Source organism: Stygiolobus sp. CP859M (assembly GCF_037389975.1).
In the GTDB taxonomy this organism is placed as follows: Archaea; Thermoproteota; Thermoprotei_A; order Sulfolobales; family Sulfolobaceae; genus Stygiolobus.
Genome location: NZ_JBBHKS010000006.1, coordinates 1 through 9,241 on the forward strand (window position 1 = coordinate 1; position 9,241 = coordinate 9,241).

Consider the following 9,241-nt stretch of genomic DNA (forward strand, 5'->3'; position numbering starts at 1 on the left):
CTGATAGGGGAGCTGAACCTGAGGAGCGTGGAGGCGTTCCTCAGGTTCGTTGAACGTTATTTAGGTGGACCACTTGGACTGATGAAAATCTTTAAGTTACGTTAAAGTCCCATAACTGCCGCGTAAATATTATCCTCACTTAGAGGTGCACCACATTGTTCGCATTTCAATTCGTTTTATTTTATCTTATTTTCATTTTTACTCAAACTTTCTTTACTCTCTTTTCTTGAAAAAGTTTTCTCATATGAACATATGTTCATATATACTTAACAACTAGTAGGAAGAAAAGAGATAGTAATGATAAACAATAACGAAAGAAGAGATAAATAAAAAGATTTTTTATTTTATTTTTTTTTTTGTAACTACTAGATACGTAGAGAAACATTTAATTGCCATATGAGAGAAATTTTAACACTCTGGTGATCAAGGTTGATAGACTTAGTAGATAGAGTGACATTGGTATTAACTTATCAATGTAATTTAGACTGCCCATATTGTCAACTTCATAATTTAAGATATATTTTAGATTTATTAACATCTCAAGAATGGTCCTCTTTAATCGAAAATCTTTCAGAAGTTCTTAATAGGAGCACTCCTTTTTTTATTAGTGGCGGAGAACCAATCTTAAATTTCAAACTTTTAAGTCATATACTTACTTCACTTTCAAAACATGATAGAATACCAATATTGATATCGAATGCTACTTTATTGAATATGAGTAAAATCAATATACTCGGCGAAAACGGATTATATGGGTTACTGGCTACTTTTCATTTCTATTATATGCCTAATCATGCAATGATTGAAAAAAGATTCCGTAACACCTTAAGTTTACTATCATATTATAAGAAATTAACTTCTTGAATATCTGCAATCTCTGTAAATATTGACAAAAAAAAAAAAAAAGACTTTATTATTTTCGATATTATAGATAAATTAGGAAAGGAAGGTTATTTTAAGAATATTGATCTTTTAGAGATAGCTATTTTAAAAGAGAATTTAGATAGAGATCCCTTGTTGAACTCACTTATTCTACATCTAGAGGATTATACTGATGTCCAAATTATTCATTACGGAAGAGAAGGCAATGATATAACTGAGATTGTTATTACACCTGATGGATTTGTAATACCATTTGAAACAGTTTATCCTAAGCTATTAAAAGATCCTAGTAGAGTAAAATATTTCTACAATGTAAGAAAAGATGATATACGTAAAGCCTTTAACAAGGAATTTTTACACACGATTAAGAGAATCGCGATAAAGTGGGAAGATTAATGAGGGATCTGACTTCATACTTAGTCTATCTAGATACACTACTCACTATGATAGGTGCCTTTGCCGTATATTCAACGAACTTCATTGCTTATGCAAATGCAACTCCAATCCTCGGCACAATCTACGGAATTATAATAGTTACACGGGGGCTTTTCCCACTATTTCTCCATAATGAAAGGCTCTTCAGAACACTACCGTTCATTCACTTACTGGCCTTATTCCTAATGGTCACTCTAGCCTTAATCTTCGATAACATTACGGTTTACCTCATTGGGATATTGGTTTCTTCCCTATTGGGTGTGTACACAGGGAGTTACGTATATAGTTTGGAAGTTACATGGTCTAAGCGCTTATCAGATCCCTCAAAGTTTTTCTCACTGATTTCTGGTTCAGAGGGCCTAGCATTCTTCCTGGCCCCTATTGTTACATATTTGACTCAGAATAAACTAGTTTTCTTGATAATACTCTCTATCCTTACAAGCTTAGGATTCTTTTTTTATTGTACTTTGCTTACCTCGATAGGACAGAAATTAAGCCGAAGTTCTTCTCTGGAGAACTATCATTAGTCAAGAGAGCTAAGGCCCTTGCGACACTGGCAGGCTTCAACTGGTTCTTTCTATACCTCTGGATGGGAATGGTCTTTGAGCTCGGCGTTATGATGGGTATGCCCAGCTCTCTGACACTAATAGGCGTTGAGTTAGAGACTGCAATTTACATGATTATCCAGTTTGTCATTAGTAAGAGGGGGATTAAACGTCTTGCAAAAATAAGAGTTGTCTCTGGCTTATTGGCAATTTACGCTTTAATAGTTTTTACATTTATTTTACTTTCCTCCATGAATGTCAGTGTAGTCACGTTCTTTATATTGCTCATTGCCATAGCGGTTTCGAGTAGTCCGTTAGAGTCTCTCATAAGCACGTTAGTCTCCTCTACTGAGTCTACTGAGATCTCCACGGCAATAGTAAGCTTTAACTACATTGGGGGCGGAATAGGTTATATTCTAGCGTCATTATTACTCAAGTTTCTAGGATAACCCAGAATTGGGAGTTCACCAACACTTACAATCCTAACATTCATTCTCTCGAAGTCAACATTATAACTAGCTTTAGGTGTTAACCATACTGTAGGTTTGTATACTCTAGGAAAACGTCCTTTTCTCGGATTATTATACCAACCCTTGTACGTCGCGAGAGCATCCCTATAACAATCCTCAGCAACCTTTGATGGTAGATTATACTCCTCCCTTAACTTCTCGTACAACTCTTCGTGGACTTTCGAAAGCACTCCCTTCTCTTCCGGGTTCAGGACATTTTCCTTCAACCAAAAGAGGGTGAAACGGAGTGCCCTAACGTAGTTATTAACGAGGGATAGGAGGGGGTCTGAGACTGCGATCTTCATTGAAACTGTAGCTCTGATCGCCTTATTCCCCCTCCTAGCCATTAATGAAATTTTGACAAAGGAGTATTTAAACACGGGGCTATCCATCCCCGCTAGCGAAGCTTTTCGCCCCCTTGACCCCTTTCTATGTAAAGCTCGGGACAAGGCTTTAATTTTATGACTCATATTTTCTCCGATGCTCGACACTGGTGAGTTCGACCGGTGGTTTAAGTCAGGAAAACTTACCTTAGAGAGTGCCAGACATGACCTTGCAGGGGGGTTTTATAACTGGGCCTGCTTCAAGGCACAACAATCCGCCGAGCTCGTTGTCAAGGCCTACTTTTACGGTATAGGGCAGCCCAAGACGGGTCATACGGTGTCCTACTTACTGTCCTTACTTAACGCTCCTGGGGACTTGATTGACAAGGCTAAATACTTGGACAAGCTATACATCCCCACTAGGTACCCGGACGCGTGGCAAAGTGAGACACCTCAGTACTATTACACTAAGGGTGAGGCTGAAGAAGCGATTAAATACGCGGAGGAGATAATAAATTACATAGAGGGACTTTGGAGGACATTATTGCAGAGAGAGAAAGAAAGAGGAGGGAAGTAATAGAAAAGGCTAGAGCTTACGTTAACTCCTTAAAAGGGAGATATTCGGCTTTCCTGATCGGGTCTTATGCTAGGGGGGACTTCAACGTATGGAGTGATATTGACGTCCTCTTAATAGGGGACTTCAGGGGTAACCCTTTAGAAAGGCTGTTAGGATTAGACTTCCCCCCAAACTTCGAGGTAATACCGTTAACGGAGGAGGAGTTTCATAAGGCACTGGAGAAGAACAATCCTATTACGTGGGACGTTAGGAGTAAAGGTGTCGTCCTGAGGGACGACCTCGGGCTATGTGAGAAATACAATATAAGCTGTTTCCGCGACGTAAGTTAAACTCACACAAGTGGAAGATACTTGCCGAGGACACCTCATAGTTGAAACGAGGGGCACGTTGATATGTAGGTTTTGTCCCGTCTGTAACGGTGGCATTTTGGATAGATTAGTCACTATACTGTGTCTCGGACTACAGCGTTTACTAAAGATTGAAAGCTTTGCCTTGACGGTAGACTCGGTCTAATCGGAAAAAAGGGATAATTAGAGCAATATTGAGTTATTCGAAATTCTCTCACTATAGATTTATTCTAAGAAGGTGATTCCAGGTTTACCGTTCCACGGTGAAGGAAAAGTCAGTTTGGCAAAATAACGACCTCAGTGGACTTGTAATATGGGATCCTAGTCTCCGGGTCTAACAAATCACAGACCACGTAGTTGACTAAGTCACTGGAGTTGATCATAAACGCGTGTCCCCTCTTTAAACTCGCATCACTCTTAGCCTTAACAGTCACCTCACCGCACTCGCTCTTTAAAATAACCTCTTGCCCTTCCTTAATTCCCATCTCCTTCATGTCTTCCGCGTTCAAGTACACTACATCCTCCTCACCGTTCATGAAAGTCGTTAACGTATCTGTGTTATACTTAGTAACTATCCTACCCGTGATGAGGATGATACCTTTTCTGTTAATTTGCCTATACTCAACCGGTATGAAATGAGCGAAACCATCGGAAGTATAGAACTTGTTTTCATAGAGTACAGTCTCACCGTTAGGATACCTGCTGTTTTTAGAGTAGTCCATAACGTCCTCAAGTTTCAGTAAGGAATACAACTTCACGACTTTTTTCATCTCTTCGAAAACGACCTTTGGGTCTTTACTGGCTTTAAGTCCCAACCTCTCGGACAGTTCAGCCAAGACCCATAAAGACTGTTTAGCTTCACCGGGAGGGTCAACTGCCTTATACCTCCACTTGACCAACCTGTCCAACGAGACTACGGAACCCTCACTCTCCGCCCACATCGCAATTGGTAAAACATAATGGGCTAGTTTCGCAGTGTCTGTCATATAAGAGTCTAAAACTACGACCAGATCCATCTCCTTAAGCCTCTTGATTACCTTGCTCTTATTCGGCAAGCTGTGGGCGACGTTATAGTTGACTAAAATTACTGCCCTGATGTCATTTTCGGTAAGTAGAGCGTCCGTCACGGTCAAACCCTTTTCTAAAGGTATTTCAAAACCCCACAGTTCTCCCAGTTTCCTAGCGTTTTCCTCGTTTAAAGGTCCGTTGGGTAAAATCCACGGTTTCAGTAAGTCACCCGAACCTTGTACGTTGGATTGTCCCCTATATACTATGAGACCTGCCCCTTTCATCCCTACGTTACCCGTCAATAACATCAAGTTTAGGAAGGCCCTTACGGCGTTAACACCTCCGCCTTCGCTAAGACCTAAACCCCATGAGAAGATCGTCGGCTTCGTAGTTATCATCTCAGCGAACTTGATAATAAGCTCCTTGGGGACTCCCGTTACCTTCTCAGCCTCTTCCAACGTGTAGCGTGACACGTTCCTCACGTACTCTTCAAAACCTTTAGCCCTACTCTTCACGAACTTTTCGTCGTAAAGACCGTTCTGTATTAAGTAGTTTCCAACAGCGTTATACAAGTAGATGTCAGTACCCTGGTTCACCGGGATGTATAAGTCGGCGAGTTTAGCCGTCTTCGTAAACCTCGGGTCGATTACTATTATTTTCGTCCCGTGTTTCTTAGCCTCCATTAAGTACTCTGTCAACACCGGGTGGCTCTCGGTTATCTGCTCGCCCGCGATAACCAATACTTTCGCGTTAGGTATTTCCTCTACTGAAGTACCTGAAGCCCCGATACCTACGACCTCCTTTAACGCTGTAGCTGAGGGCTCGTGGCAAATCCTAGCGCACGAGTCTACATTATTACTCCCTAAAAACCTTGTTAACTTTGACATCAAGTAGACCTCCTCTAATGTGTTCTGACAACCTCCGTAAATAGCGATAGCTTTTCCTCCGTATTTCTCCTTGACCTCTTTGATCCTCTCGGCTATTTCGCTTAAAGCCTCGTCCCACCCGACCTCTATAAACGAGTCTCCGACCCTCTTTAAGGGTCTCGTTAACCTGCCGGGTAAGTATAAGGTCTTGTGGGCTGTAGCCCCTTTACCGCAAATTTTCCCTTTTGAGACTATGTGATCTTTTTCTGGGATAACCCTAACTACTTTCCCGTTCTCAACGTCCAGTAATAAGCCACAACCAACTCCACAAAAAGGACAAATTGTAGGTGTTATCATAAAATGTATTTAACGTCTGACTTATTAAATACATGTTACAAAATCCTCAATAAAATGTATTATCGGTGTGAATAACCATATTTCCTTATAAAATTTTAACTTTAATAATTAATTTGTGAAAACATAGTAATTCTAAACATGTAGCTCTTATCATCGGTCGGAACTGCAGATCTTCCGTATGTTAGTCTGTCATACAGAGTGTTAGACCCTAAATACTCACAGAGAGATGTGAACATCAGTTAAGGATCATTTCCAAGTGATTAAGACAGAGCTTCTCAGGGAAGAGATAACATATACACCAAGGTAAGAGGCTGAAGTCCCCTATTTCGTTGACAATTCTAGCTTTTTGTGAAAATCCTTCATAAATCCCTTCTAATCTCTCGCCCACTTGCCACCATCGAGTTCTAGCCCCTATGGTGTTTCTCCTTTTAGGTGTTTCGTTCTTAATCCTGAACCCGTTGATATATCTCATGACCTACATGCCTCACCCCATAATTTCTATAATAATTTTTGTATACCTAATGATGGGGAATGGAGAGTACGGAGTTAAGGGCTTCCTTTATCATCAGTCCCTTCAATATCTAGAGTATTTCACGATTACTCTTTCTTTCATTTCATGGATTTCACGAAGGAAAAGACCCTTTAAGGTTACTCCAAAGGGTATTGGTAGGTTCGACCTAAAGAGTATTTTTCCATCCCATCTTTGATAGTGTTAGTCCTACTAGTCCTAGCTTTAATCAAGGGTTTTTTGTGGTTAACGAATGTTAAAAACGAGGTCAGCTATTATCCAATTACCGTTAACATGTTTTGGGCTGCTTATCAAATACTCTTCTTAGCCGAAGGTTTTGTGGATAAGTAATAAGATTATGAAAAGAGAGGAGTACATTGCTGAAGAGAGAGTGATAAATAATTTATCGTGAAGTTAAACAACTCTCTCTTAAGATAAACGCTTAAGAATGTTAACGCTAGTAGGTTTAAGTCAAAGTAGACACAGTATCGAAGTATCTTTTACGTGTAAGTTTCTCTATAAGCCCCTTATAATCTAAGTAGTTTTAACTAGTTCTGTTTAACGAGTTTCAGACTTCTATCTGTATCATGCTCTCTCTAGCTAGAATTCTTAAAGGATGTCAATTAATTCATGACCTTTTATAACTTTTTAAGGGATAGCGGCTTATTAAAAACGGTAAGATTTTTTCACCCTCGGTAAAAATTTTCACGTGGTCTCATTTAATCTAGCTCAGTCATATTTATATTATGCTAAAGAGGTGAGTATCTAGTGAAAGTCACAGTAAGGAGAATAGGAGCTATCCGAGACGTTAGTTTTTCGTTGGACAAGACTACTGTTATAACTGGGAATAACGGCACTGGTAAAACCACTCTTCTCTTAACTCTATACGCATTAATCAACGCCTGGGCAAAGGAAGTTAAGATGAAGTCTTTACAAGTAGATGATAATTTCAAAAAGGCTTTATCATACACCTTCAAGAGGAGTATAGAAGAAACTTTCCGTTCTGACGTTAAGGAGATTATTAACGGAGAGGGTGAGGTAATCTTTGAGAGTGAGTTAGGAACTATGTCCGTAAAGATCACGAGAGAAGAAGTGAACGTGGGATTAGCCCTCAACAAAGACGTTAAGTTCGAAGTAAGGGAGGTGGAAAATAAGGATTTACCAGTAGGAGAGATCCAGGTTAACGTTAAAGGTACCACCATAGAACTAGTATACGGTAGTAATGGTAAAGAGAAATACCAATATTTCGACCTGCTCAAGGACTTATTGAAAGATGTGGAGGGTAACGCAGTGGTTAACTCCTTCTTAGACTTATTCTTTTTGGGCTTGAGACCAGCTGCTTTAGTTACTGAGGCTAAAGGTGAAGCGATTATCAGAGATAAAAAGGTGACTATCACGGATTTCGGCGTATTTATAGACGGTAAGAAGTACCCAGTTACTTCTCACGGTCTGAAGAGAATTGCTGAGATCGTGATTTCAAGCAAGAAAGGTGAACTAGTGCTTATCGACGATGCAGAGGTTTACCTTGACGAAGAGATGAAGAAAGTGTTAGTAGAGGAGGTAGTTAATAAGAAAAAAGTAATTATGACAACGAGGGATAAGTCCTTTTCCTCTATGTTCGACAACGTTGTAAACTTAAGCTAAGAGAAAAACTATCCATTATTGTTTAGGGTCAGAATTTGATAAAAGGGGAAGATGCAGATTACATTATTAACATTAAGGTATTCTTAAGCTCTTAACTATTGATAACAGTTTAGTTAATCTCGTGAAGACCGTGACAGAAGGTGAAAGCGTTCGGGAGGGGTTATCTCGAGCTGTTCTTTACCTAGAGTCACTTTAATATCGTAATTAAGTACTTTGACATCTTCCGACAGAATGTCTACGATAAGACCCGGTCTAGCAACTTTAATATCTTTAACAGATAAAGCCAACCATTCCCTTTCTATTTCTACATGACATTTGAATAAACGACTCTCCTGACACAGATTCTAACACAAGATTTTTAACGGTAGGTTGAGTCAAACTTTTCCTAATCTTTTCTAAGTCGTTAAGACTCTTCAAATAAGGGATAATAATTTCCTCAAGTTCCCTCATACTTAATTTAAATTATTTCAGTGGTTAAAAAAAAACTTCGGTCTCAGCTCAAAGTAAGCCTCCTCCAACATGTTATCTATGAATCGCTCATAATTCGTCTATCTCCCTTAATATACCTTAATTCACAAACTGCTGAGATACTGCAAAGCTATGCAAGTGTGTTCGCCCCAATTCCCTTTCTTGAGATAAATAATCTTTTTAACATAATACAAATCTCTAAAGATATAATTATTATATCTGTTTTTTGATTATCTCCAAATAACTTATAATCCTTGACTCAAAAGTAATTAAGTATGAGCGGGAGGATCGCTGACGAGATACTTAACAATCCTCAATTACTTTCAGCATTAGCTGAGAAAATTTATGAAAAGCTTAAGGACGAAATCGTGATAAAGAAGTTAGAAGAGAATAGCGAGAGTATAAAAGCCCTGCAGGAAGAGATTAGAAAACATTCAGAGGTAATTGCATCTTTACAACAAACTGTTAATCGACACACAGAGGCCATTGTGTCTCTTCAGCAAGCTGTTAAGTCTTTGCAGGAGGTTGTAGATAGGCATACAGAAGCAATCAAGTCTCTTCAAGAAGCTGTTAAGAAGCAAGGGGAAGCTATTGCGTCTCTTCAAGAGACTGTTAATCGACACACATTAGCCATTGAGGGGCTTCAAGAAGCTGTTAAGAAGCAAGGGGAAGCTATTGCGTCTCTTCAAGAGACTGTTAATCGACACACATTAGCCATTGAGGGGCTTCAAGAAGCTGTTAAGAAGCAAGGGGAAGCTATTGCGTCTCTTCA

At 39.4% G+C, this 9,241-nt stretch carries 9 protein-coding genes and 3 pseudogenes; 9 read left to right on the forward strand and 3 right to left on the reverse strand.

Translation table 11 applies throughout. The annotated features are described in order from the left end of the window. The 4 genes and pseudogenes from WIW72_RS01470 to WIW72_RS01480 all read left to right on the forward strand — a co-directional run. Positions 1 to 105: pseudogene (locus WIW72_RS01470) on the forward strand (transposase); the annotation flags it as partial. 345 nt (positions 106 to 450) lie between these two features. Then, positions 451 to 864 (forward strand): radical SAM protein, encoded by a 414-nt coding sequence (locus WIW72_RS13215; RefSeq protein WP_443294745.1) that lies wholly within the window; start codon positions 451 to 453, stop codon positions 862 to 864. A gap of 153 nt (positions 865 to 1,017) precedes the next feature. Continuing rightward, a complete protein-coding gene (locus WIW72_RS01475; RefSeq protein WP_337700810.1) occupies positions 1,018 to 1,278 on the forward strand; it encodes a hypothetical protein in 261 nt (86 codons plus the stop codon). Between the two features lie 499 nt (positions 1,279 to 1,777). Further along, positions 1,778 to 2,311, forward strand: a complete 534-nt coding sequence (locus tag WIW72_RS01480) for a hypothetical protein (protein ID WP_337700807.1) — start codon at positions 1,778 to 1,780, stop codon at positions 2,309 to 2,311. On the opposite strand, the pseudogene WIW72_RS01485 reads toward WIW72_RS01480, so the two are convergent. Continuing rightward, positions 2,296 to 2,718 (reverse strand): annotated as a pseudogene (locus tag WIW72_RS01485) (hypothetical protein); the annotation flags it as partial. The gene WIW72_RS01480 and the pseudogene WIW72_RS01485 sit on opposite strands and share 16 nt — an antisense overlap. A 133-nt stretch (positions 2,719 to 2,851) precedes the next feature. On the opposite strand from WIW72_RS01485, the gene WIW72_RS01490 reads away from it, so the two are divergent. Both WIW72_RS01490 and WIW72_RS01495 read left to right on the forward strand, forming a co-directional pair. Continuing rightward, entirely contained in the window at positions 2,852 to 3,271 is a 420-nt protein-coding gene (locus tag WIW72_RS01490; RefSeq protein WP_337700805.1) for a HEPN domain-containing protein, read from the forward strand. Then, a complete protein-coding gene (locus tag WIW72_RS01495) occupies positions 3,226 to 3,600 on the forward strand; it encodes a nucleotidyltransferase domain-containing protein (protein ID WP_337700803.1) in 375 nt (124 codons plus the stop codon). The genes WIW72_RS01490 and WIW72_RS01495 overlap by 46 nt, the downstream gene beginning before the upstream one ends. A gap of 293 nt (positions 3,601 to 3,893) precedes the next feature. On the opposite strand, the gene fdhF is transcribed toward WIW72_RS01495, so the two are convergent. Further along, entirely contained in the window at positions 3,894 to 5,849 is a 1,956-nt protein-coding gene (fdhF, locus tag WIW72_RS01500; RefSeq protein ID WP_337700801.1) for a formate dehydrogenase subunit alpha, read from the reverse strand. 235 nt (positions 5,850 to 6,084) lie between these two features. Continuing rightward, entirely contained in the window at positions 6,085 to 6,321 is a 237-nt protein-coding gene (locus tag WIW72_RS01505; protein ID WP_337700799.1) for a hypothetical protein, read from the reverse strand. Positions 6,322 to 6,552: 231 nt separating this feature from the next. Here WIW72_RS01505 and WIW72_RS01510 point away from each other — a divergent pair, with 231 nt between their 5' ends. The 3 genes and pseudogenes from WIW72_RS01510 to WIW72_RS01520 form a co-directional block, all read left to right on the forward strand. Further along, positions 6,553 to 6,708 (forward strand): hypothetical protein, encoded by a 156-nt coding sequence (locus WIW72_RS01510; protein WP_337700797.1) that lies wholly within the window; start codon positions 6,553 to 6,555, stop codon positions 6,706 to 6,708. A 417-nt stretch (positions 6,709 to 7,125) separates the two neighbouring features. Beyond that, positions 7,126 to 8,001: an ATP-binding cassette domain-containing protein gene (locus tag WIW72_RS01515; RefSeq protein ID WP_337700796.1), complete on the forward strand. Its 876-nt coding sequence runs from the start codon at positions 7,126 to 7,128 to the stop codon at positions 7,999 to 8,001. 743 nt (positions 8,002 to 8,744) lie between these two features. Then, a pseudogene (locus WIW72_RS01520) lies at positions 8,745 to 9,241 on the forward strand (hypothetical protein); the annotation flags it as partial.